General features: G+C 34.6%; 24 protein-coding genes. 13 read left to right on the top strand and 11 right to left on the bottom strand.

Annotated elements, in window-relative coordinates; all coding sequences use genetic code 11:
- Nucleotides 1–22 precede the first annotated feature (22 nt).
- Nucleotides 23–1,432 carry a hypothetical protein gene (locus PL77_RS11085; protein ID WP_044204849.1) on the bottom strand — a complete coding sequence of 470 codons (1,410 nt, stop codon included), beginning with the start codon at nt 1,430–1,432 and terminating at the stop codon, nt 23–25.
- 213 nt (nt 1,433–1,645) lie between these two features.
- Between PL77_RS11085 and PL77_RS11080 the strand changes: the two genes are divergently transcribed.
- From PL77_RS11080 to coaBC, 3 genes are all read left to right on the top strand, one after another.
- The gene (locus tag PL77_RS11080; RefSeq protein ID WP_156152322.1) at nt 1,646–1,849 is read left to right on the top strand and encodes a hypothetical protein; all 204 of its coding nucleotides are present in this window, start codon (nt 1,646–1,648) and stop codon (nt 1,847–1,849) included.
- A 552-nt stretch (nt 1,850–2,401) separates the two neighbouring features.
- On the top strand, nt 2,402–2,710 hold the full coding sequence (locus PL77_RS11075) for a DNA-directed RNA polymerase subunit omega (RefSeq protein ID WP_044204845.1): 309 nt from the start codon (nt 2,402–2,404) through the stop codon (nt 2,708–2,710).
- A gap of 174 nt (nt 2,711–2,884) precedes the next feature.
- Nucleotides 2,885–4,090: a bifunctional phosphopantothenoylcysteine decarboxylase/phosphopantothenate--cysteine ligase CoaBC gene (coaBC, locus tag PL77_RS11070; protein WP_044204844.1), complete on the top strand. Its 1,206-nt coding sequence runs from the start codon at nt 2,885–2,887 to the stop codon at nt 4,088–4,090.
- Between the two features lie 63 nt (nt 4,091–4,153).
- Here the strand turns inward: coaBC and PL77_RS11065 are convergent, their stop codons facing one another.
- The 3 genes from PL77_RS11065 to PL77_RS11055 form a co-directional block, all read right to left on the bottom strand.
- Nucleotides 4,154–4,408 carry a hypothetical protein gene (locus PL77_RS11065; RefSeq protein ID WP_044204842.1) on the bottom strand — a complete coding sequence of 85 codons (255 nt, stop codon included), beginning with the start codon at nt 4,406–4,408 and terminating at the stop codon, nt 4,154–4,156.
- A gap of 11 nt (nt 4,409–4,419) precedes the next feature.
- The gene (locus tag PL77_RS30455) at nt 4,420–5,295 is read right to left on the bottom strand and encodes a pyridoxamine 5'-phosphate oxidase family protein (protein ID WP_052444322.1); all 876 of its coding nucleotides are present in this window, start codon (nt 5,293–5,295) and stop codon (nt 4,420–4,422) included.
- Nucleotides 5,296–5,363: 68 nt separating this feature from the next.
- On the bottom strand, nt 5,364–5,921 hold the full coding sequence (locus tag PL77_RS11055; RefSeq protein WP_044204832.1) for a TetR/AcrR family transcriptional regulator: 558 nt from the start codon (nt 5,919–5,921) through the stop codon (nt 5,364–5,366).
- A 162-nt stretch (nt 5,922–6,083) separates the two neighbouring features.
- Here PL77_RS11055 and PL77_RS11050 point away from each other — a divergent pair, with 162 nt between their 5' ends.
- The 3 genes from PL77_RS11050 to PL77_RS11040 are packed head-to-tail and all read left to right on the top strand — an operon-like array spanning nt 6,084 to nt 8,465.
- On the top strand, nt 6,084–6,986 hold the full coding sequence (locus PL77_RS11050) for a DUF4835 family protein (protein ID WP_044204830.1): 903 nt from the start codon (nt 6,084–6,086) through the stop codon (nt 6,984–6,986).
- 16 nt (nt 6,987–7,002) lie between these two features.
- Nucleotides 7,003–7,827 carry a hypothetical protein gene (locus PL77_RS11045; protein WP_156152321.1) on the top strand — a complete coding sequence of 275 codons (825 nt, stop codon included), beginning with the start codon at nt 7,003–7,005 and terminating at the stop codon, nt 7,825–7,827.
- Entirely contained in the window at nt 7,827–8,465 is a 639-nt protein-coding gene (locus PL77_RS11040) for a class I SAM-dependent methyltransferase (RefSeq protein WP_172665833.1), read from the top strand. The genes PL77_RS11045 and PL77_RS11040 overlap by 1 nt, the downstream gene beginning before the upstream one ends.
- Before the next feature lie 37 nt (nt 8,466–8,502).
- Here the strand turns inward: PL77_RS11040 and PL77_RS11035 are convergent, their stop codons facing one another.
- The 3 genes from PL77_RS11035 to cobA form a co-directional block, all read right to left on the bottom strand.
- Nucleotides 8,503–9,048, bottom strand: a complete 546-nt coding sequence (locus PL77_RS11035; RefSeq protein WP_044204825.1) for a hypothetical protein — start codon at nt 9,046–9,048, stop codon at nt 8,503–8,505.
- Nucleotides 9,049–9,152: 104 nt separating this feature from the next.
- On the bottom strand, nt 9,153–9,560 hold the full coding sequence (locus tag PL77_RS11030) for a DUF4345 domain-containing protein (protein ID WP_044204824.1): 408 nt from the start codon (nt 9,558–9,560) through the stop codon (nt 9,153–9,155).
- A gap of 191 nt (nt 9,561–9,751) precedes the next feature.
- Entirely contained in the window at nt 9,752–10,504 is a 753-nt protein-coding gene (gene cobA, locus PL77_RS11025; RefSeq protein ID WP_044204822.1) for a uroporphyrinogen-III C-methyltransferase, read from the bottom strand.
- A 478-nt stretch (nt 10,505–10,982) separates the two neighbouring features.
- Here cobA and nirB point away from each other — a divergent pair, with 478 nt between their 5' ends.
- Together nirB and nirD are read left to right on the top strand one after the other, a co-directional pair.
- The gene (nirB, locus tag PL77_RS11020; protein WP_044204820.1) at nt 10,983–13,472 is read left to right on the top strand and encodes a nitrite reductase large subunit NirB; all 2,490 of its coding nucleotides are present in this window, start codon (nt 10,983–10,985) and stop codon (nt 13,470–13,472) included.
- Nucleotides 13,473–13,552: 80 nt separating this feature from the next.
- Nucleotides 13,553–13,927, top strand: coding sequence for a nitrite reductase small subunit NirD (gene nirD, locus PL77_RS11015; RefSeq protein ID WP_044204817.1), 375 nt, complete (start codon nt 13,553–13,555; stop codon nt 13,925–13,927).
- 154 nt (nt 13,928–14,081) lie between these two features.
- Here nirD and PL77_RS11010 read toward each other — a convergent pair whose 3' ends face one another.
- The 3 genes from PL77_RS11010 to cysC are packed head-to-tail and all read right to left on the bottom strand — an operon-like array spanning nt 14,082 to nt 16,937.
- Nucleotides 14,082–15,389, bottom strand: coding sequence for a sulfate adenylyltransferase subunit 1 (locus PL77_RS11010; protein ID WP_253273980.1), 1,308 nt, complete (start codon nt 15,387–15,389; stop codon nt 14,082–14,084).
- 20 nt (nt 15,390–15,409) lie between these two features.
- A complete protein-coding gene (gene cysD / locus PL77_RS11005) occupies nt 15,410–16,315 on the bottom strand; it encodes a sulfate adenylyltransferase subunit CysD (protein ID WP_044204815.1) in 906 nt (301 codons plus the stop codon).
- A 7-nt stretch (nt 16,316–16,322) separates the two neighbouring features.
- Nucleotides 16,323–16,937 (bottom strand): adenylyl-sulfate kinase, encoded by a 615-nt coding sequence (gene cysC, locus PL77_RS11000; RefSeq protein WP_044204813.1) that lies wholly within the window; start codon nt 16,935–16,937, stop codon nt 16,323–16,325.
- Between the two features lie 175 nt (nt 16,938–17,112).
- On the opposite strand from cysC, the gene PL77_RS30450 reads away from it, so the two are divergent.
- The gene (locus PL77_RS30450; protein ID WP_052444321.1) at nt 17,113–17,952 is read left to right on the top strand and encodes a hypothetical protein; all 840 of its coding nucleotides are present in this window, start codon (nt 17,113–17,115) and stop codon (nt 17,950–17,952) included.
- Nucleotides 17,953–18,047: 95 nt separating this feature from the next.
- Entirely contained in the window at nt 18,048–20,234 is a 2,187-nt protein-coding gene (locus PL77_RS10990; protein WP_044204811.1) for an ATP-binding protein, read from the top strand.
- Nucleotides 20,235–20,251: 17 nt separating this feature from the next.
- Here PL77_RS10990 and lpcA read toward each other — a convergent pair whose 3' ends face one another.
- Complete coding sequence (gene lpcA / locus PL77_RS10985; protein ID WP_044204808.1) at nt 20,252–20,836, bottom strand: D-sedoheptulose 7-phosphate isomerase; 585 nt, start codon at nt 20,834–20,836, stop codon at nt 20,252–20,254.
- Nucleotides 20,837–21,103: 267 nt separating this feature from the next.
- Here lpcA and PL77_RS10980 point away from each other — a divergent pair, with 267 nt between their 5' ends.
- From PL77_RS10980 to PL77_RS30445, 3 genes are all read left to right on the top strand, one after another.
- Complete coding sequence (locus PL77_RS10980; RefSeq protein ID WP_044204804.1) at nt 21,104–21,943, top strand: mechanosensitive ion channel family protein; 840 nt, start codon at nt 21,104–21,106, stop codon at nt 21,941–21,943.
- Between the two features lie 240 nt (nt 21,944–22,183).
- The gene (pgi, locus tag PL77_RS10975) at nt 22,184–23,830 is read left to right on the top strand and encodes a glucose-6-phosphate isomerase (RefSeq protein ID WP_156152320.1); all 1,647 of its coding nucleotides are present in this window, start codon (nt 22,184–22,186) and stop codon (nt 23,828–23,830) included.
- 330 nt (nt 23,831–24,160) lie between these two features.
- Nucleotides 24,161–24,841 carry a head GIN domain-containing protein gene (locus tag PL77_RS30445; protein WP_172665832.1) on the top strand — a complete coding sequence of 227 codons (681 nt, stop codon included), beginning with the start codon at nt 24,161–24,163 and terminating at the stop codon, nt 24,839–24,841.
- Nucleotides 24,842–24,906 lie beyond the last annotated feature (65 nt).

The following is a 24,906-nucleotide window of genomic DNA, read 5'->3' as shown; positions in this document are numbered from 1 at the left end:
TTTTTTTATGTTTGAATATTTTCTAGAATTTCATATCTACTAAGGAGATAAAGTTCATCACAGCTTCTGAGGTAAAGTCCCAATCATACTGTTGAGCATAATGCGTTTTGATAAAACTTATCGCCTCTGTATAATCTTTACTTCCGTCAATTAACTTGATTGCATCTTCCATTACTTCAGCATCTCCTCCAAATAATTCCTTCTGGAAAAGAAATTTTTGATTGATACTCATTTGAGTTCTTATACTTTCTGAAGATGATGTATTCCCTTGTAGTTTATCAAGTAAAGTTACTCCTTCTTGTTCTTCAGCTTCAGATTTAAAAGCATCCTGTAAAGTTACCGGTTCAACCTCTTCTTTTGCAACGGCTTCTTCTTTAGGTTCCTCATTAACTTCTTCTTCTACAGTAGAAACAGGCTCAGGTTCAGGTTCAGGCTCGGTCTCAACTACAGCTTCCTCTTGCTGTGTCTCCTCCTCATTTAGTTCGTCTAAGTTAAAGCTCTCTAATGAACTTTCGACAACATCCTCTATGCTTTCTTCAATAACAGAATCATCAAAAGTAGGTTCTTCTATTACAATTGTTTCAAAACCAATATTATCTACTTCTTCTTTAGGTTCCTCTTCACTTAATTTAGGTAAACCTTCATCATTTTCCTCTTCAACATGCTCAGGAGTTGGTTCAACTTTTTCTTCTGTTGTCTTAAAATCTACAACATCACTAGACAATTTTTCAATATCAATATCTGCAACATCCTTTGGCTCGAATGAAGACTCATCTGCAACAGGCGGTTCATCAAGATAATTAGGATGCAATTCAAAAATACCAACTGGCACAATCTCATTAAACAGAGCTATTATTTCCTTTGGATCATCTTGTAATTCCTGATGATGATTGATGATGTTATTGGTAATATTGATTGCTTCATTTCTTTTGATATTTACACCTGCTTCATCTTCTAAAGCAGATAAAATTTCTGCTGCCAATTTGGGGTGTATTTTAATATAAGCAAACATTGGTATCAAATAATTTTTCATTGGTATTTTGATACCTTGCACTCCATAAAACTCTTCATAAAAAATCTCAGGAGCAAAAGTCAGAATTAAGACATCTCTAATTGCTTTTTGTAACAGTGGCAAAAAATGAAGTCTTGAGATATGAATATTTTTTGAAAGTGCATTCATCAATTGTTCTAAAGATGATCTAACACTCTCAGCAGAGTAATCAAAATAAGGACTTTGAATCCTTACCGCCTCTTTCTGCCAGTTCTCAAAAATTCTTTTTAATATGAATAGATTAATACTCTGTATAGAGCTTAATTTAGTAATTTGGATGCCTGTGATATAGTCGTTTTCTGAGAAAAAGTCATCGCATATTGCATCAGCTACCTTCTCAGCATAAATTTCAATTGCGGATAAATTCGGTTTTTTATTCATATATAAAGAGGTCGAAGAATAATATAAGACGAAATATAACGTCTGTTAATCAAATCTACTAAAAAGTTTGCATTGTCTTGCCTTTTATTTAAGGAATCCTTGAAGATTTTCTTGTGTTTCTACTTTGAAAGGTTAATTTTGCGATGACTATGCGCATTAAGTCAAACAAACACTATAGAGAAGTTTATGAAAAAGTTTTTTATTTATAGCAGCGTGATTGCAATCTTAGCAACTCTAACTTCGTGCTTTGGACAGCACAATCATGCTCCGAACCCAGGTGTGAATTTAAACAGCAAAAGAATTTATGGTCCTAGCAGAGATGCAGAGCCAAATCAACTGAAAAATGAATACGCTGACGCTGACACTGAATTACGTCTTAGAATCAACGACATTCGCAATCAGTTATTTCCTAACTAGATCATAGATTACTATTGATCTTTTGATAAAGTCACTTTTTTCTAGAAAAGGTGGCTTTATTTTTTTGCTATTGTAAATACGCTGTAAACTAAGTTTACGTTAATTGTTTTGAATTTATCTATGAGTACTACCAAATGAATTGGGTAGAAAGTCCAATGGGTGCGAATGTTAAGCGTTGACGTCATTCGTGTCCTATAGATCTTCAGAAAGGTCCTAAATAAAACCCACACTAATAAAATTAATGTGGGAGTTGAGAGATATAAATTGTTTAGTTGGTGGTCTTTATATCAAGAGCACTTATAACAATCTATCATCAACATTTTCGAATTCCCAAGAACTACGTCATTTTATCACTTTTTGTAGTGGCTAAGAAGTAGGCTATAAAAGCATTGAAGTACGCTAAATCTCTGATATTGTGATTTCAAAAAAATTACTTCAACTTATATTAAGTTTTATTTTTTATAGATTCAAAACCATTTTTTGGGATTATCACAAAAAAACAATAATTTAGCGAACTTGTAAGTAGTATTCGATTATAAATAATATATATCAATGCCTAAAGCATCACTTATAACTCGTGATTTAACGGATTTGACGAAAGAGACAGATAACATCTATAAGTCAATCGTTATTGCGGGAAAACGTTCAAGACAAATCTCATCTCGTTTAAAAGATGAGTTACAAGCAAAATTGTCAGAGTTTGCTACCACTGTTGATAACCTTGAAGAAGTTCAAGAAAACCGTGAGCAAATTGAAATTTCTCGTTTCTACGAGCGTATGCCTAAAGCAACGACTCTTGCAGTTGAGGAGTTGATTGAGGATAAGATCTTTTTTACTAATGTAGAAGACAGATCATACTAATTGATCGGACACTATTATTAGATATCAGAACTTCCAAGTTTACATTTAAGTAGAATTGGAAGTTCTTTTTTTTTATTTTTACTGCTTGGAGCAGTATTGAAGGAAAACCTAAAACCTATTTTTGGGAAAGTACAGCTATAACCGCTCAAAAAAATAACTGAATCAACATAACAAATGGATAGCATTCTTAAAGGAAAAAAAATATTAATCGGTGTCACTGGAGGAATAGCAGCTTATAAAATTGCATTATTGACACGCTTACTGAAAAAGCAAAAAGCGGAAGTTCAAATAATCATGACCGAAGCAGCAAAACAATTCATCACTCCTGTTACATTATCTACACTATCAGAAAACCCTGTATTGACCCATTATGCAAATGAAGAAACTGGAGAGTGGAATAGTCATGTAAAACTTGGCTTATGGGCTGACTTGATGATTATTGCTCCTGCCACTGCTAATACAATGGCAAAAATGGCCAACGGTATGTGCGACAATCTATTGATGGCTACTTACCTTTCTGCACGTTGCCCTGTAATGATCGCTCCCGCAATGGATTTGGATATGTTTATTCACCCTTCAACGACAAGGAATATCAATACGCTTACTTCTTACGGTCACATTATCGTAGATGCAGAAGAAGGCGAGTTAGCAAGTGGATTAGTTGGAAAAGGTAGAATGGCTGAACCAGAACATATCATTGACGCTGTCCAAGATTTTTTCCAACCTAAGGAAGACTTGCCTTTGTATGGTAAAAAAGCAATTGTAACTGCTGGACCTACAAGAGAAAGAATTGACCCTGTAAGGTATATTACCAACGGTTCAACCGGAAAAATGGGTTACGCTATTGCAGAAGAACTGAGAAATCAAGGTGCTGATGTAACTATTGTTTCAGGCCCAGTTTTACTTCCTGCTCCAACCGGTGTAGAAGTAGTCAGTGTGCTTTCTGCTCAAGAAATGTATGAAGCTGTAGATGAACGTTTTGAAGACGCTGATATTAGTATTTTCACTGCCGCAGTTGCTGACTATACACCAGCAGAAGTCTCTAATTCTAAAATCAAGAAAGAAGAAGGTAATCTTCAAATTGATATGAAAAGAACTTTTGACATTGCTAAAACAATGGGGGAAAAGAAAAAAGAAGGACAAGTTACTGTTGGATTTGCCCTAGAAACAGATAATGAACTGGATAATGCAAAAGCAAAATTGATTAGAAAAAATGTCGATTTTGTTGTATTGAATAGCCTAAATGATAAAGGAGCCGGCTTTGGCCATGATACAAATAAAGTGTCTTTAGTTGCCAAAGAAGGTGTTACAGATTTACCTTTAATGACCAAAAAAGAGGTAGCAACAACCGTGGTTCAAAATATCTTAGAAAGATTTTAATTCAAAAAAAACAGGGTAGAAACACAATTCTATCCTGTTTTTTTTCGAGAAACCAAGATGTAATCAAAACATAGGAGTTCCATCTTCTTTCTCATATTTATCACAACGATCTTCATACCAACCATTATAAAGTACTTTGAGTTCTTCAAAAAACTGTTGAATTCGTTCTTTGCCTTTGTACTCTTCTTTACCTTGTAAAATGATCGGTACTTCTAGTGTATCCATAATTTCTACCTTCTTAGCCAGAAACATTTCATCTAGCTTTTGTTTGATCAATAGATCCTCTTTTCTTGTCGGGTTAATTTTTAATAGTAGCATATCGATTTTATTTAAAGGTTATAAATTGAAGCATCAAAAAATATTGACTGAAACTCAAATACGTGATCATATTGCGTCCACTGCTCTACTGCTAACTTCCATGCTGTAATTTTATCCTTCTGCTGATTAAAAATTACAGTCGCTGTACCTGATATTTGCAACAACTGAGAATTTTCAAAATCCAAGAACATCAACCCCACTTTAGGATAGTCAAGCATATTTCCAAGAGAATTATATAGGCCATTTCCTTTATAATCCGGCACCTCTAATACATTGTTATCTACCTTTACAAAACCTTTATTCCCTCCTCTATGAGATGCGTCCATGTCGTAATCAGCATTGCTCGTTCCTAAAAAGAATGTATCGGCATTTTGGATCATGGAAACTTGTTCTTTTGTCAAGTCTGTTCCTTTTTGAATCATATTGTTATGAGGAGTATACTCAAACTCAAGGGTTCTTGATTGTATATACTTTGGGCAATTTGTATATGCTTGTTCTATTTGTATTTCAATTTGTGCAGCATGATACTTCACCATTCCATTTACCCTAAATCGCCTACGAGATAATAAATCTATAAACAATAAACCCACCTTCTCAATTGTAGTAAAGTCAAGCTCAAAAACCTCCAATAAGTGAGGATGCTGATCTAGATTTATAATAAGAGTCGTGGGAGATGGATTTCTAATAATTCCCTCCCCTATCAAAGGGATTATTTGAGGGTAACCTTCCTGATCTTGGTAACTTAAAAAGGCATAATTCAAGCTTCGAATAAAACGTGAAGCTCGTTCATCAATTTGATCAGAAATCCATTTATGAGCCAAATCATAATTAATATTCGAGGCTAATAGTTCCTGTAAATAGCGTTCTTTTTCGTGAAATAGTTCCATAATTGAAAAGTTTAGGGTTTATAAAATGATGTAAAGTTTTATGTCATGAAGAGCTCATTAAATTATCATTAGTCATATAATTGGGCTATCTCTTTAAGTGCTTGAATGAAAACTTCATTCTTTTTCATTACTTTAGCCACCGTTAACGCTCCTTGAATCTTTATCATGACCTGCAATGCCTTTTCTTTTGAAACATCGGAAGTAAATCCTTTATCCATTCCAAAAACTTCCCAGGCAGTGAGCCAGTGATTCATTCCTTGTTCGAGTTCTTTGTCAAATATAGAATAGCTATTTTCTAAAGAAAGTGCCTTAAACAAGCAAGTATACTCACCATTATTATAAAAGAGTCGAATGCTTTCTAACGTTTTTTCCAATCTCTCCTCAACTTCCATATTTTGATCTTTCAGCACAGAAAGTACATTTTGATCCAACCATGCTCTTACATAAGTTAGGACCTTTTGAGTCATTTCAATTTTTCCATTCGGAAAACGATGATATAGACTTGCTTTCTTCAAACCTGAACACTGCTCAAGGTCTCGAATACTCACACCATCATACCCTTTCGATCGAATGCTTTGAAATATACTCTTGATCAATTCGTCGTCATTAATTTTTTGAGGTCTCATATGAAATAGTATTTTACCGTTCGTTCGGTAAATTTAAGAAATAAAATTTATAAAACTAATTCTATGATATTTTAGTTTAGATGTTGAAGAAAAATTTAGGAATTGTATATTCGTGAATAGTATTTTTTCAATAAGCTATTGTTGCTTATAAAGCAGTCCATTATGAAACAACTTCTTATATTCTTTTTTGGTTTACTTATCCTTTCGAAAAGTTACGCACAAGAACTTAATACTACCATATCAGTAAATGGAGAAAGAGTGCAAACCAATGAGACACAACTCTTTGATGACCTACAAAACAACATGCAACAGTTTATTAATGGTCAAGAATGGACTGATGATCAGTTTGAAGATGCTGAAAAAATCAAAATGAATATCCTAGTGACATTAAGTTCTAATACTGATATTGCTGCACAGAATTATACGGCAGATGTACAGATTCAAAGTATTCGTCCAGTTTATGGTGCATCTTTTGAAACTACAACTTTAAATTTTCTAGATACAAAATGGCAATTCAATTACAATGCTTCAGATCGAATGGTTTATTCTCAAGGTATCTATAGCACTGAAATTGTGGCATTAATGAGCTACTATGCGTATATTGTTTTAGGAATTGACTATGATACATTTTCTCCCAAAGGTGGCTCTGCTTATTTTGAGAAAGCATTAGAAATCGCCAATTATTCTGAACAAAATGGTAGAGCTGGATGGAGTGCTTTTGGAGACAAAAGAGATCGCTATTACTTGGCAAGAGATTTCATGGATCCTCAATTTGAAAAGTTTAGAGAGTTCTTATACACTTATCACCGTCAGGGACTAGATATTTTCGAAGAAAACCCTGAAGAAGCCAGAACTAATATTTTAGAAGGATTAAATAACCTCAAAATTGTTCGAAAAAACATTCCAATTTCAGTTACAATGGATGTTTTCTTTGCAGCAAAAGGGGTTGAAATCGCCAACCTTTTTGCAAAAGCACCTACAGAAATGGCAGATCAAGTAGGACGAATATTATTGGAATTGGATCCTACTCGTTCGAGTCAATATAAAAAATTATTAACCCCATAACTTTAACCTTTCTTCGTTGAAGCAACTTTATCACTATATACAAGCCTTGAGCATAGATGTAGCACTTGGAGCTATAGTATGCTCTATGTTTTTAGGTAAGATCAATAATACTGAAATCCCAACTCCCATCTATTTTTCCCTTGGAATCGCCGTATGGGTAATTTACACTTTAGATCACCTGATGGATGCTTTCTCTATCCAACATACAGCACACACCTTTAGACATGCTTTTCATCAGAAATATAAAAAAGCATTATCTACAGCTTGTTCCATATTGGCATTTGTGGGTTTTATTATTACGGTGACTTACCTCCCTCTCACCGTTTTCTATCATGGAATAATTTTGATGATCATAGTAGGTGCCTACCTTTTGATCATTAATCTAAAGTTTGTTCCATTTTCAACCTTTAAAGAAACTACCGTCGCTTTAATTTATACACTTGGAGTAGCATTGCCGGTGTACAGTTTGAGTGATACCTACCATCCCGCACTTCACTTTTTTAGTGTAAGTATCTTTATTTTAGCAACCATTAATTTATTAGAGTTTTCTCTATTTGATTTCGAGTCAGACAAAAAGGATAAAATGATGTCGGGTGCCTTAAAATTAGGTTATGATGGAATCAATATAAGGTTGAAAATACTATTTGCGCTTTTCCTATTATTGTTTCTGATTAGTTTTATTTGGCTGCGATTAGACTACATTATTCCACAAATAATCTTCTTTTTAATGGGTTTATCCCTATTTATAATTTATATTAAGTCAGATTTCTTCTCAAAAGATGATTATTTTAGGATTTTAGGAGACTTTGTCTTCCTTTATCCGGTGTTATGGGTTTTATAATGAACAAAGATCAATTCGACTATATAGCAAAGTTTTATGACTTTATTGCGGCCATTGTTTTTGGCAAAGCAATTCAAGAAATTCAGTTAAAACACCTTCCTAAAATAAAAAAGAAAAGTAGAGTATTGATCATCGGTGGAGGATCTGGAAAAATTCTAAAAAAAATTGATGAATTAGGTATTGCTTCAGAGGTTATTTACATCGAAAAATCACCTAAAATGACAGCTCTAGCTAAGAAAATCAGAATAAAAACTCCTGTAAAATTCATCAACACTTCTTATGAGAATGCAAAAGAATATGGTCGATTTGACCTAATCATTACCAATTTCTTTGTGGACTTGTTGAATGAAAAGCAGTTTCAAACTTTTATTCCATTTATCTATTCTTTACTTAATGACGGTGGAAAATGGATTGTTACCGACTTCAGAATTCATGAACGCTTCCCGTTAAGGTCTCTGCATAAATTAATTCATTTTAGTATGGTTTCATTTTTTAGAATTACTGTAAACCTCCAAAATACGAAACTCTTCAATTACCATACACTGATTCACGAGAGTCGCTTTTTTCAAGCAGAAAGTAAAAAATATGCCTATATGCACATGATGTTTAGTAGTATTTTTAAAAAACGAAAAATGTAGATACCTAAAATATATTAAAGTTACATTTTCACTTCCCCTAATTACAACCTCTTTCTAATATACCTTTTGATTGATATATCGTTTGAGAAGGTAATTGAAGAGCTGGAAGAATTTCATTCAAATCACTTAAATCCATGTAATATTGCTGATTTTCCTGATCCCATTTAAAAGTATCCACACTTTCAATAATGGAGGTCAATTCTTCAATATCAGAAAAAGGGTTGTTGCTATCACAATTCACCAACGTGATAATTGGGGTAGACTCTTCAATAATAAATGAATAAGAAAAATCTGGATTTAAAAATAAGTTAGAAATCTGAGCATTCACTTCCACCATCAAATCTTGCATCGCACCGTTTACTACACCTTTACCTTTCAACACTAAAATTAGTCGCTCTGCGTTAGGTCTAGCATTCAGTAATACCTGTACATCAATGGTTTCGTTAGTGACATCAGGAAGGTCAATATTAATATTTTCCTGTCTCAAAAAAATCTCTTGAAAAGCACTTGGGTCCACATCAGGATCATTACAAGCATTTAAAATCAAGAGTAGAAAAGTAAAAATGAAAATATGCTTTCTCATGTAATAGTCGGTTAGTTATTTTTTGATAATCTAAAATTACAAAACACAAAAAAAGGTTGAAAGTAAAACCTCTATTTTCCTTTCAACCTTATTAATATAATGAATTATATATTTTCAAACTTCAATTTTTGATGTAGCTTATCTTTCTTCAATAAAAAATAAGCTATCGGAATTATTGCATATTCCATCCCTACATAAACCAGTAAAATTGGGGAAGGTAAACCATCAAAGAGAATGCTTATCGTCCTACCCATTGCTAATCCTAGACAAAAGATCGCCGTAATAACAATTGCTGTATCCGTATATTTTGGATTAACAATTCCATATACAAAGAAAGTCAATAAGGACAAGTATAGACCACTTACTGCTCTCAAGACGTGAGATGCATTCGTTGTGAGACTCGCATTTTCTAAGAACATTACAGCAAACCAATTAGGCTGTACTCCATACATTAAAGCAATGATTGACAATGTGATTGAAAAAAACGCTAAATAAATCTGTTTTAGGTTCATAATAGTTTTTGTTGGTTATTAAACATTTATGCAAATGTAATTTCCAAGTCAATGAAATAAAACTATTCATCGTGAACATTGTTTAACATTCAACTGAAAATAAAAAAAGCCCCAAATATTGGAGCTTTTTCTGTTCTAGTTCTTTTTGCCAGAGAAATAGAATATTATTTTAAACACATTATTAAATAGAGTTATATAGAGTTCTTTACCATTGAAACTAATGATTGTTTTTCTGCCAACTTCACTACCTCACCTATAACGATTACCGCAGGAGGTCTTACTCCTTTTTCATTAGCTTTCTCTACAATATCACCTAATGTACCTGTCACAATTTTTTGTGTTGGCAATGAAGCATCTTGTACCAAAGCAATAGGCTCATCTTCATTACGATACATTGAGAATAACTGTGAGATCAATTCCAACTTCCCTACACCCATTAAAATCACAATAGTTGCAGAAGAAGATGCTGCATGTGTCAGGTCTTTTGATAGTCCACCTGAACAAGTTGTCGCTGTTACCACCCAAAAGCTTTCGTTGATTCCTCTTTTCGTAACAGGAATACCTGCTAATGTAGGTGCAGCCAATGAAGAAGAAATACCAGGGACTACTTCACATTCAATTCCGAATTGTTGTGCGTGTTCAATTTCTTCTTGACCTCTACCAAACACAAAAGAATCGCCACCTTTAAGTCTTGTTACAGAACCATATTCAAATGCTTTCTCAACAATCAGTTCATTTGTTTCTTCCTGTTTAAGGTGATGTGCACCAGCCCTTTTGCCAACGTAAACCTTATCTACGTGATCAGGAATAAGTGCTAAGATATCTTCTGATACCAATGCATCATACAATACTACTTTACTTTCTTTTAAAATACGTACTGCTTTTAAAGTAAGTAGTTCTACGTCTCCAGGACCTGCTCCGATTAAGTAAAAAGATGGTGTCATAATTCTAGTGTTTAGGTGAATTGTTTAACAAAACTACGTATATATACTTAATTTTACAACATTTTTACGTAATTTTTAAGTAACCCACCTAACTTATACTCATTTTCTAGGTAAAAAGTAAGACTCTTATATAATTGTATATTTAAATAATAACTTAAAATATAACAATGACCAGACACATTTATTAAACAATAAAATTATATTTCTTTAAATAAAAGCAAAATTACGGTATTGCTCAACATTATTGTTTATCGTAATTTTACTTAGAGTTTATACCTTATTAATGGAAAAGGAAATTTCAACTCTAAAATCAAGTGAAACACAAGATCAAAAATACGTATTAACCCTCTAAAAATACTTAGAATCAATCTAAACAATGACTTTTTTCACCCTAAAATTAATTTTTTAAGTAAGTAATATTGATTTTTCAGTATTTATACGTAGTTTTACTTAAAATCAATATTAAACAGAATCAATTATGGCAAGAATAGTTATTGTAGGAAACGGTATGGTTAGTTATAAGCTATGTGAAAAGCTTGTTGAGAAAAATTCATCCGCATCAATTACTGTCATAGGCGAAGAACCTCGTCCGGCATACGACAGGGTACATTTAAGTGCTTATTTCGAGGACGAAAATGCAGACAAACTTACTATGGCACCTAAGGATTGGTACGACGGAAATGGTATCAATCTAATCACTAGCGAAAAAGTATCTCAGATCAATAGAGAAGAACAATACGTGACTACACATACTAATTCAAAGTATGAATATGATTACTTAGTATTAGCAACAGGTAGTTCAGCTTTCGTTCCTCCTATTAAAGGTGTTGAGAAAAAAGGCGTTTTTGTTTATAGAACTATTGAGGACTTGGAAATGATGATGGCTTATGGTAAAAAAGCATCATCTGCTGCCGTTCTTGGTGGAGGTCTTTTAGGTTTGGAAGCAGCGAAAGCAGCAATTGACATGAACTTAAAAACTTCAGTTGTAGAATTTGCTCCTCGCTTAATGCCAAGACAAATTGACGAAGAAGGTGGTCTTTTACTGAAAAATAAAATGGAAGATTTAGGTATCGATATTTTATTAGGTAAGGCGACAAGTAATATTGAAGGAGAAGAAGAAATGACGGGAATGGCATTCTCTGATGGAACTTCTTTAGATGTTGATATGCTAATTATCTCTGCGGGTATTAGACCAAGAGATGAATTAGGAAAAGAAGCTGGTTTAGAAGTTGCCGAAAGAGGCGGTTTCGTTGTAAACTCTTTAATGCAAACTTCAGATGAGAAGATTTTTGCTGTAGGAGAATGTGCTTCTTATGAAAATATGATTTATGGGTTAGTTGCTCCTGGCTACGACATGGCAGAGGTTGTAGCTGAGCAAATAGCCAACGATAATAAAGAATATACATTTACTGGATGTGATATGTCTACCAAATTAAAATTAATTGGTGTAGATGTAGCGAGCTTTGGTGATCCGTTCTGTGATAATATCCCACATTATCCAATCTCAATCAATGATAAGAAAAACGGTATCTACAAGCGAATCAATGTTGATTTAGAAGGTAAAAAGCTATTAGGTGGTATTCTAATCGGTGATGCTGATGATTACAACATGCTTCACCAGATGTTTATCAATGAAATGGCTTTACCTCCACATCCACAAGATTTAATCATCAAATCTTCAGGTGAAGAAGGTGGTGCTGGAATGGGTGTTGATGCTCTTCCTGATACAGCTCAAGTTTGTTCTTGTGAAAACGTATCAAAAGGCGACATCTGCTGTAGTATCAAAGACGATGGCGTAACAGACATCAACGGTATCAAAGCGGCAACAAAAGCAGGTACTGGCTGTGGTGGTTGTTTACCAATGGTCAACAACATCCTTGAAGATACTCTTGCTTCAATGGGTACTGTAGTTCGTAAAGAAATTTGTGAACACTTCCCTTACACTCGTCAAGAGATGTTTGATTTGATCAAAGTAAATGAAATCAAATCTTATACTGAGCTACTAGAGAAGTATGGTAGTGGTGGAGGTTGTGAAACCTGTAAGCCATTAGTAGGTTCACTTCTAGCAAGTATTTGGAACGACTTGATCTTAAAAGAGTCAACAATTCAAGATACAAACGACAGATTCTTAGCAAATATCCAAAAAGGTGGTTCTTACTCTGTAGTACCTCGTATTCCAGGTGGTGAGATCACTCCAGACAAGTTGATTGTTATTGGTGAAGTTGCAAAAGAGTTTGATTTATATACTAAAATCACTGGTGGTCAAAGAATTGACTTATTCGGTGCTCGCCTAAACGACCTTCCATTAATCTGGGAAAGATTAGTAGATGCAGGTTTCGAAAGTGGTCATGCTTATGGTAAATCACTTCGTACTGTAAAGAGTTGTGTAGGTAGTACATGGTGTAGATTCGGTCTTCACGATTCAGTAGGTTTTGCTATTGAAGTGGAAAACAGATACAAAGGTTTAAGATCTCCACACAAATTGAAAGGTGGTGTTTCTGGTTGTATCCGTGAATGTGCTGAAGCTAGAGGTAAAGACTTTGGTATTATCGCTACGGAGAAAGGATGGAACTTGTACGTTGGTGGTAACGGCGGTGCTAATCCTAAGCACGCTGTGCTATTAGCAGGTGATATTGATAAGGAAACAGTAATTAAGTACTTAGATAGATACTTAATGTTCTACATCAAAACGGCTGAGCCATTACAAAGAACGGCTCCTTGGCAAGAGAAATTAGAGGGTGGCATCGATTACTTGAAACAAGTAATTTGTGAGGACTCTCTTGGAATCGGCGAACAATTGGAAAATGACATGAAGATCTTAATTGCTCATTACACTTGCGAGTGGAAAGCAGCAATCAATGATCCTGAAATGAGAAAGAGATTTACTCACTTCAGTAACGATGATTCTCATGATCCAACGCAAAAATTCAAGAGAGAAAGAGGTCAACGTTTCCCAGTTGCTTGGTAAGTAAGTTGACAAAACAAAAGAAGTGCATTATTCTTTGAAATACTGCACTTCTATTTCCCATTCCTTAAAAATTGATTACTATGACATTCGAACATAATACATTAGATCAGGTTACTACATGGGTCAAAGCAGGACATGTAAGTGACTTTCCAGAAGACGGAGGTTCATCTATACTTTATAAAGATCAACAAATAGCCGTTTTCAACTTCACTACCATTAATAAATGGTTCGCTACACAAAATTTATGCCCTCACAAAAAGCAGATGATCCTTGCAAGAGGTATCATCGGTACGCAAGGTGAGGAGCAAACACCTAAAGTGGCATGCCCTTATCACAAAAAGACTTTTTCTCTGGAGACAGGTGAAAACCTGAACGGATGCGAGGATTCTATCACTACATTTCCGATAAAGATAGAAGATGATACCGTATTCGTAGGTCTTGTAGAGGAAAAATAGGTGAAAAGTAAATAATTGAAAACACTTCCGTGTGGGGGTGTTTTCTCTCTTTTTCTGATTAAATTAAAAAGCTCTTATTGAAAATCTAAGAGTAAATTCAGATAGTAAAAATAAAGCGGAACTTCAATTTTTGAGGTTCCGCTTTTTTATTGTTTTATGCAGTGATCATCCCTGCCGCTACTGTTTCATTTGATTCTTCATCAATCAGAATCAAACTTCCCGTAGCCCTATTCTTAGTATAAGCATCAATCATTACTGGTGAAGAAGTCTTGATTGTTACTTTACCAATTTCGTTCATCTTAAGATCTTCTACATCGTTTACGCTTTCCATTGTATTGATGTCTAATTTGTCATCAATTGATACAACTTCTGCAGTGACTTCATTGGAAGTATGTCTTAAAATGTATTTATTTCCTACAGATAATGCATTCTTGTTCATCCAGCATAAAGTAGCTGTAAACTCAGTCGCACTTTCTGGTTGAGCATCAGTCTTTGCTAACAATTCACCTCTCGAAAGATCTAAATCGTCATTTAGAGTCACAACTACTGACATTGGAGGGAAAGCTTCTTCGATCTTACCGTCCATTGTTTCAATAGTCTTGATCGTAGTTTTAGCACCTGAGGGTAAAGCAACTACTTCATCTCCAACTTTAATAATACCACCATCTACTCTACCACCGAATCCTTTGAAACCTTCCGCTTCAATTACTCTTTGGATTGGGAAACGACCATTTTCTAAATCATGATCATTGCTGATTTCTACAGTTTCAAGGTTGCTCAATAAAGCACCACCTGTATACCAAGGTGTTCTTTCAGAGTCATCCACTACGTTATCCCCTTTCAATGCTGAAATAGGAATAAAACGGATATCTTCAATGCCAATCTTTGAAGACATTTCTAAGAAATCCTTCTTGATCTTATTGAATTGCTCTTCTGAGTAATCCACCAAGTCCATCTTGTTTACAGCAACAATGATGTGCTTAATCTTCAATAAAGAAGCAATATAGGTGTGACGTCTTGTTTGCTCGATCACACCATTACGAGCATCCACCAATACGATCGCTAAGTTCGCAGTGGAAGCACCCGTTACCATATTTCTTGTGTATTGAATATGACCAGGAGTATCCGCAATGATAAACTTACGTTTTGGAGTCGCAAAGTAACGGTAAGCCACATCAATAGTGATACCTTGTTCTCTCTCTGCTTTCAAACCGTCTGTCAACAACGCAAGGTTTACGTTTTCGTCACCTCTTGTTTTACTTGATTTTTCGATTGCCTCTAACTGATCTTCGAAGATTGACTTTGTGTCATACATCAAACGACCAATTAAAGTACTCTTACCATCATCCACACTACCCGCAGTAGTGAAACGAAGTAAGTCCATATTCATATAAGATTGATCTACTGCTGAAGCAGAATCTTCTCTTTTAATACTTGGATTGTTTAATACTGTTTCGCTCATTGTTTTAGTAGAATAATAGTTTAGAAATAACCTTGTAATTTTCTTTCCTCCATCGCCGCTTCAGATCTCTTATCATCCGAACGGTTTCCTCTTTCCGTAGTTCTAGAAGAAGCTACTTCTTGGATAATTCCTGCTAAATCATCTGCATCAGACAATACAGCACCTGTACAAGTCATGTCTCCTAAAGTACGGTAACGAATCAATTTCTCTTCGTATACCTCATCTTTAAGAAGCGTATTCCATGGAGATTCAGCTAATAAAATTCCATTTCTATTGACTACCTTTCTTTTATGAGCAAAGTAGATAGAAGGTAAAGCAATTCGCTCTTGAGCGATATATTGCCATACGTCCATTTCTGTCCAGTTTGAGATAGGGAAAATACGGAAGTGCTCATAGTCATTGTAGCGACCATTGTAAAGCGTCCATAATTCCGGACGTTGGTTCTTAGGGTTCCACTGTCCAAACTCATCTCTGTGAGAGAAGAAACGCTCTTTTGCTCTCGCTTTTTCTTCGTCTCTACGACCACCACCAAAAGCGGCATCTACATTGTACTCTTCTAATGTTTCTAAAAGAGTAATCGCCTGTAGACCGTTTCTACTTGGGTTAGTCCCTGTTTCTTCAACTGCAGTTCCTTTATCAATTGATCCTTGAACAGACCCAACGATAAGATCCAAGTCATATTCTTCTACCAGCCAATCTCTGTAATCGATGGCCTCAGGGAAGTTGTGTCCAGTATCTACGTGAATTAACGGGAAAGGTACTTTTCCTGGCCAGAATGCTTTTCTTGCAAGGTGCAACATGACAATAGAGTCCTTGCCACCAGAAAATAGCATTGCTGGTCTTTCAAACTGAGATACTACCTCTCTAAATACATAGATAGCCTCCGACTCGAGTTGTTTTAAGTGGGTCAGTGTATAAGACTGCATTCTAAAGTTATTTGATGTTTGATAATTTAATGACAGGAAGAACAGCATCCAGTAGTTGCTTTAAACTTTCTTCCAAAGTTTGAGTATGCGTTGGGATTCTTACAAATGGGTCAGCAGGAATTTCAAAAGGAGAATCCAAACCCGTAAAGTTTTTAATCTCACCAGCTAATGCTTTTTTATAAAGCCCCTTCACATCTCTTTCCGCACACACCTCAAAAGGTGCATCTATATGTACTTGGTAAAAATCTTCTTCACCAATAATATCTCTTGCCTGAGCTCTAATTTCCTCTGTTGGGCTGATTAGAGAACAAATGGTAACTAATCCTGAACTAACAAAAAGCTTTGATACCTCAGCTGATCTTCTTACATTTTCGGTACGATCTTCCTCTGAGAAACCTAAGTTGCTATTAATGCCTGTTCTTAAGTTATCACCATCTAAAAGCATAGTATGATAACCTAAATCATGTAAAGCAAATTCTAATGCTCTTGCTAATGTACTTTTGCCAGAGCCTGATAGACCTGTCATCCAAAGAACAATGCCTTTTTGTTTTAATGATTCTTGTTTTTTCTCTCTTGATAAAAGAGAATTAAAAATCGGATGTATATTTGTTGCTTCGCTCATACGTTTTTTGAATAAGAGTAAAATTAATAATTCTATTACCCTATATATTTAATAGGCAAATATAGAGTATGTCCATTTTATAACAAACAAATCTGCAAAAATTTAACCTTTCCGCAATATTAATCTCAAAAAAAGCACCTTTACATTGCATAATTTTCATACGTTAACAGGAGAAATGAATAATCAAAAACAGAATACCGAAAAAAATATTAGAGCTATTCTACAACCTCTACTCTGCTATCTTGAAGAAAATAATATTCTTTATAGTATTGATTATTACAGTAGTATCTCTCCCTATTCATTTATTTCGATTCCAGACATCAACACAAAGTTCCACTTTATAAACCCAATTAAAACACTAAAAAAGTGGCATTCAAGGCATGCTATTACTACTATTAATACTCACTTTAAAAAAGAACGAATTATACATCTATGGGCAGATACTTGGCAAACAAAACAAAGTGCTGTCCTGTCTCGTGTATCAGGACTACTTGGTAATACAACTCGAATCCACGCAAGAACATTAAAAGTAGAAAGAATCGACATCCATACTTTAAATGAATTTGTAGAACTCAACCATATCAGTGGGTCACCTAACTCAAAAATCAAATTGGGATTATTTAAAGGGAAAAAATTAGTTGCTATTGCTTCTTTCAGTGGGAAAAGAAAAATAAATGACAGAAACGGTCTTCCACATCAATCCTATGAATTAATTCGTTATTGTAACCTTATTGATCATACAGTTGTTGGAGGGCTAAGTAAGCTGTTAAAATACTTTATCAAAGAATATTCACCAGATGATATTATGACATACACTGACTCTGATTGGTCTGCAGGTGAGAGCTTTACAAAATTAGGTTTTGAAAAAATGGATCACTCTGCACCCATTATATTCAACTGGAATGAGACATTAAAAATTAGAGAAAAAAGTAATAATAACACAGACCCTGAATTCCCTGTTTTCAATGCCGGAAGCAATAAATATATCCTGAACTTAAACAGGATTAACAATTAAAATTTAATGGATATGAAAATGTTTATTAACTTATCGTTTAATAACATCGTTTTAAGATAGAATTATTAAGCGTTTCTATCTATTTTACATGTCATATGAAGAACTTTTTAGGCATTATTTTTATTTTCTCTCTGTTGCAATCGCCAATTATAGAAGCTCAGAACACAAAAATTGAGCAATTGGAACAAGAGCTACCAAATCTCTCTAAAGATCAAAAATGGACCGCCATGATTGACCTTATGTGGGAGTACAGAGACATTGCACCGGAAAAAACTATTACACTTGGCAACAAATTACTTCATAAAACAAAAGCTGATGTAAAATTTAAAAATACTGCGAAAGTGCTCAACCTTATGGGGGTGGCACATCGGAACTTAGGAAATTATACTGAAGCATTAGATTTTTATAAACAAGCTTTACTCCAATCAGATATTTTAAACGATACTCCTCAAAAAGGATATGCTTACATCAATATTGGTAATCTATTTTATTTCCAAGGAAACCAATATGAGGCTTTGAAAAATATGAAAGAAGCTCTCATCATCAGTACCAAGGAAGAAAATGATCATATGATTGGCTATTGCTATATGAATCTTGGGGATATACAACTGTCTTCGGGAAAATATGATGTCGCTTTAGAAAATTACAAAAAAGCTAGAAAGGCAAGACTTGCAATCAGCGATACAAATGGTATTGCCGTGGCTGAGTTTAGTATAGGCAAAGCACTTTTAAGTGGTGGAAAACCACATTTAGCACGTACTAAATTCTTGGCTGCTCTAGAAGAAGCTAAAAAAACAGATTACAAATCATTGCAATACAAGTGCTATGAACAAATAGGGATTACCTACGCCTCAAGTTTAGATAGTTTATCATGGGCAGTTCAAAACTATGATAAAGCGTATGAAGGTTTCTTAACCCTACAGCAGCCTCTTGGACAGGCAAGGGTACTCATTAGAAAAGCTGAGGTAGAGTATCAGCTGGAAAATTATAATCAATGTATTGCTTACGCTGGGAATGGTTTAACTATAGCTGAAAAATTACCTGCTGTATTAGAGGCTTTGCAACTCTCTGAACTTTTGGTAAAAGCTTACCATAATAAAGGTGATTTAATTAAAGAGAATATTGCTCTAAAAGATAACATTAAATACCTCCAACTTTTTAATGATACAGAAAAGCTCAGAAGAGCACAGATGCTTGATAACTCTATTCAACTTTCGAACAAGGAAAAAGAAATAGACAAACTTAATTTCGAGCGTCAAATCTCCAATGATCAAATCAAAAATCAGCAATATTTTATCATCTTTCTATTTGTTGTTTTTGTTCTTTTTGCCGTCATTCTTTATCTACTCAATCTAAAATCTAAACGATTTAGACAGTTTAGTGTACAACTCACCGAAAAAGCGAAAGAGATACAAAAACAAAAGGTGATCATTGATCAGAAAGCTTTAGAAGAACATGAGCTTAATGAAAAACTTCTAGAAAAAAATATTGAGTTGATGGAAGCACTCGAACAATCTAAAAGGATGTTTGAGCAGCTTGAAAAGAATGACAAACTCGCTTTATTGGGTCAAATGATGGCAGTTGTTGCACACGAGATTAATAACCCTACCAATTTCATTTACAATAATGTTGTTCCAATTCAAGAAACCCTTGATGAGCTTCTTGTTTTCATCAAAGAAATCGAAAACGTAGATGAAGAAAAAATAGAGGATGTGGAAGAGTGTAAGCTCTTATTGGACGGTATTCAAGATGGGGTAAAAAGGATTATGGACATTTCTGCTGAATTGAAAAATGTAGTAAAAAGTAATCATGGATTCCCTAAACCTTATCTTATTCACGAGAATCTTGATACCACTTTAAACTTACTCCATAAAAAATATAAATACGATGAAATTGAAATCATTAAAGATTATGACCTTAAGGTGGGTGAAATCATCTGTCTTGGAGGTAAAGTTTCGCAAGTGTTCATCAACCTCATTGACAATGCCTTCCAAGCTATAAAGGAACATACTCCTGAAGGTGGTCAAATTACCATTAGAACCAATCTTCTAAAAGATAAAATTGGAGTAAGTATTATTGATAATGGTGGCGGGATCAAAGATTTAGACCATTTGTTTGAGACCTTCTTTACTACAAAAAAAGATGGTTTGGGATTGGGCTTGATGATTTGTAAAGACATTATCAAACAACATAGAGGAGAAATCAATGCCTTTAACAACAAAGAAGGAGGTGCAACTTTTACGATACAACTCCCTCTTCAATTTGATAATCCGGAGGCTTAGTCCTCCTCGTTTTATTTTTAATATCCTAGCTTCTTTTCAATAAGCTGGATGATGATATGAATAACTTTAATGTGGATTTCTTGAATACGGTCAGCAAATCCAAAATGAGGAACTCTGATTTCAACATCTGCTAGATTTGCCATTTTCCCTCCATCTTTCCCTGTTAATGCAATCACTTTAATGCCTTTTTGTTGAGCCGTATTGATCGCATTGACAATATTCTGGGAGTTTCCGCTAGTACTTAGTGCAAAAAGCACATCTCCTTTCCTACCGACTCCTTCCAAATATCTAGAAAAAACATATTCATATCCATAATCATTACTTACACAAGAGATATGACTAGGGTCAGAAATCGCTATTGCACCAATAGAAGGCCTATCTTCTCTGTATCTCCCTGTTAACTCTTCTGCAAAGTGCATCGCATCACAATGTGAACCTCCATTCCCGCATGAAATCACTTTCCCTTCATTTTGGAAAGAATTTACGAGAAGGTCTGCTGCAGCTTCAATTGCATTTATATTATTTGTATCTGATAAAAAACGAGCTAAAACTTCTTGTGCTTCTTTTAACTCCTCAATTACCAAGTTTGTGTAATCTGACATGTAATCTTTGTTTTAATTGAAAAAAGCAATGTTTTTTCTTTTTACAATTACAATATTCAGAAAAATAATTTTAATTTTATACAAACTAAGTATCTAAGTATACAGGTTATATTAATTTATATTTCATTTAACTAAATATCCCTTTCTGAAAACTACACATCGGTTGTACTTTCCGTCAATTTTTAAAAGAACTATAAATATTGATATCTCATGTAACAATTAGATACAATAGTATTTTTCAATCTATTCTTTAATAATACCTTACAAATGGAAGAAATTTCTCAATATCAGGACGTACTTGTCCTCTCTACAGTGAATTTCGTTAACCAATATGCTTTTAAATTATTAGGAGCTTTAGCGATTTTAATTATTGGTTTTTATGTTGCGAATAAAGCTGGTAATTTTGTTTCCACACAAGTCAAAAAGAAATATTCTGAAAACCAAGCATTAGTTGACTTTTTAGTTGCTATCACAAAAATCATCATTAAAGTCATTATTGTTGTTGCTGCCATAGGACAAGCAGGAGTCGAAACAACTTCATTCATTGCAATGTTGGGTTCTGCAGGTTTAGCAATTGGTTTAGCACTTCAGGGATCACTAGCCAACGTTGCAGGTGGTGCTTTAATTCTCACTCTAAGACCATTCAAAAAAGGTGAATTGATTGATGCTCAAGGACACTTAGGTGTCGTTCTCGACATTGGTTTATTTGCAACTACTATTGTTACACCACACCGTAGACATGTTTTCATTCCTAATGGTGCATTAGCAGGTGGTGTAATTAAAAACTACACTCGTGAAGGTTTTGCCAGATGTGACATTCCTATTGGTATCTCTTATGGTGCTAATATTCAAAAAGCAAGAGAGATTTTACTTGATCTTGCAAATAACGACAAAAGAGTGCTAGACAATCCCGAGAAGCCTGTAGTTTGGGTAACAAACCTTGGCGATAGCTCTGTAGATTTACAATTAAGAGTTCACGTAAGTGTGGATGATTATTGGGGCGTTCTTTTTGAAACGACTGAAGCGGCTAAAATCGCCTTTGATAATGCTGACATCGAGATTCCATTCCCTCAACGAGTGGTACACATGCAGCAATCAGAAGATTAATCGAAATTGAATCAAAAACGATATAAATAAGAAAGAGCATACGAATAAAAAGTATGCTCTTTTTGTTTTCTCTTCCTTTTTATTTCACCTATCAATCCGTTGAAATCAAAATAGTAAGTAAAATCACAAAAGTGTGAGTAAAATCAACTTGTGTCATACCTATGAAATCGTAATTTTGTGACTTGAAGCGAAAAGCTTCTATTTTCTTAGAAATTAATAATACACAAAAGCAGATATAACATGTTGAAAACAGTAAATCCGACTTCAACAAACGCTTGGAAAGCACTTGAAGCTCATTATGCTGAGATGAAAGACGTACATATGAATGATTTATTCTGTGCGGATGCAGATAGAGCAGAAAAATTTTCATTGACGTTCGAAGATATTTTTGTTGATTTTTCAAAAAACATCATCGACGAGAAAACATTTAGCCTACTTCTTGACCTCGCAAAAGAGACTGGTGTAGCTGAAGGTATTCAATCAATGTTCGCTGGAGAGCATATCAACCAAACAGAAGATCGTGCTGTTTATCACGTAGCATTACGTAATCAGTCAAACACTCCAATGTCTGTAGACGGAGAGGACGTGATGACTGAAGTGAACCACGTAAAACGCCAAATGAAAGAATTTACTGATAAAGTAGTTTCTGGAAACTGGAAAGGTTATACAGGTAAAGCTATTACTGATGTTGTAAATATTGGTATTGGTGGTTCTGACTTAGGTCCTTACATGGTGACTGAAGCTTTAAAACCATACAAGACTAACATTGATATTCACTTTGTTTCTAATGTTGACGGAACTCATATCTCTGAGACATTAAAAGGTTTAAATCCTGAAACAACTTTATTTATCATTGCTTCTAAGACGTTTACTACGCAAGAAACAATGACTAACGCTAACTCAGCAAGAGACTGGTTCTTGGAAGCTGCGAAAAGCGAAAATCATATCATGATGCACTTTGTTGCTCTTTCTACAAATGAAGAAAAAGTAAGAGAGTTCGGTATCGCCCCTGAAAACATGTTCCGTTTCTGGGACTGGGTAGGTGGTCGTTACTCATTATGGTCGGCAATTGGTCTTTCTATCGCTTGCAGCATCGGTTATGATAACTTCGAGGAGTTATTAGAAGGTGCTCACGCAATGGACAACCACTTCAAATCAGCTGAATTCGGTGAAAACCTTCCGGTAATCTTAGCAGTGTTAGGCATCTGGTACAACAACTTCTTCGGTGCTGAAAGCCACGCTTTACTTCCTTACGATCAGTATATGCACCGTTTTGCTGCGTATTTCCAACAAGGTGATATGGAGTCAAATGGTAAGTATGTAGACAGAGCGGGTAATCCTGTAGACTACCAAACTGGTCCAATCATCTGGGGTGAGCCAGGTACAAATGGTCAACACGCATTCTATCAATTGATCCACCAAGGTACTAAATTGATTCCTGCGGACTTTATTGCTCCTGCAGTTTCACAAAACCCTATCGGTGATCACCATCCAAAGTTATTATCTAATTTCTTTGCTCAAACTGAAGCATTGATGACAGGTAAATCTGAGGAAACTGTAGTTGCTGAATTCAAAGCGGCTGGTAAATCTGATGAGGAGATTGAGAAATTAAAGACATTCAAAGTGTTTGAAGGTAACCGTCCTACAAACTCAATCTTATTCAAGAAGTTAACGCCATTTACATTGGGTGCGATGATCGCAATGTACGAGCACAAAATCTTCGTACAAGGTGTAATGTGGAACATCTTCAGTTTTGACCAATGGGGTGTAGAATTAGGTAAGCAATTAGCGAACAAAATTCTTCCTGAATTACAAAGCGATGACAAAGTTGCTTCTCACGATTCATCTACGAATCAATTGATCAACAAATACAAGGAGATGAGATAATTCATCTTTAAGAATACAATATTAAGCATCACATTACTGCAATGTGATGCTTTTTTTATGACTTTTTGAACACAATTTTTCAAGAAATAAAGAATCACAAACGAAAATCAACTTTTCATAGTTGTGAAGGTAGCTAATAACTTAAATCAGAGATCTTAATAATAAAAACAGGTAAAAGTTTTTGATCTATTTTTCTTTACCCCATGTCTTACCCTTTAGAATTAGGGTAAGACATTTTTTGTTTCTATCATTCCTTATCTCGAAGAATAAATTCTTATATTGATGCAACTATTCAAATTAACTTTTGTCTTTAAAAGAAAAACTTTCATCATGATGAACAAATTACTATTATTTACTAGTGCATTATTAATTGCTTTCTCACCTGCATTCGCTCAAAAAAACGTAAGCACCGAAAAACTAGATGTCAAAGACTTTACTTCACTCGAAGTAAATGGTGAGTTTGACTTAGTCCTCAAACAAGGTGATGTTCCCAAGGCTTTTATTGAAGGTACTGAAGCACAACTCAAAGAAATCACTTTTACTCAAAAAGGTGATCATATCGAATTTAGAAACCGTGAGGATGGAGAAGAAAAAAAATCTACCAAGTGGAAAAAAAATAGACCTGTTATTTATGTTCAATTTGTCGATTTGACTAAAATTGAAACTGCAATGGTTGGAGAAATGACTAGTGATAATGATCTAAAATTCAACACTCTGGACTTTAATTATTCAGGTGTGGGCGATAATGAATTAGTACTTTCTGCTAATGAATTTAACCTTGAATTTGATGGTGTTGGTCAGATCACATTAAAAGGAAAAGCCAATAAAGCCACTATGGAATGTAATGGTATAGGCAAAGTGATGGCTAAAGATTTTGTAGTTAGAGATCTCGAAGCAGAATGTAATGGTATAGGAAGTATGCACGTAAACGCAGAACAATACATTAAAATGGAAGCTTCAGGTATTGGTTCAGTGAAAAATCACGGAAATGCGAAAGAACCTGCCAATTAAAATTTAGTTGAACATTGACTTAGATGAAAGGGAGTGATAGAAAAATATCGCTCCCTTTTTTTTTG

The organism is Flammeovirga sp. OC4 (genome assembly GCF_000812565.1).
In the GTDB taxonomy this organism is placed as follows: domain Bacteria; phylum Bacteroidota; class Bacteroidia; order Cytophagales; family Flammeovirgaceae; genus Flammeovirga.
The sequence above is the reverse complement of the archived record's forward strand: the minus strand, read 5'-3'. Positions and strand labels throughout refer to the sequence as shown.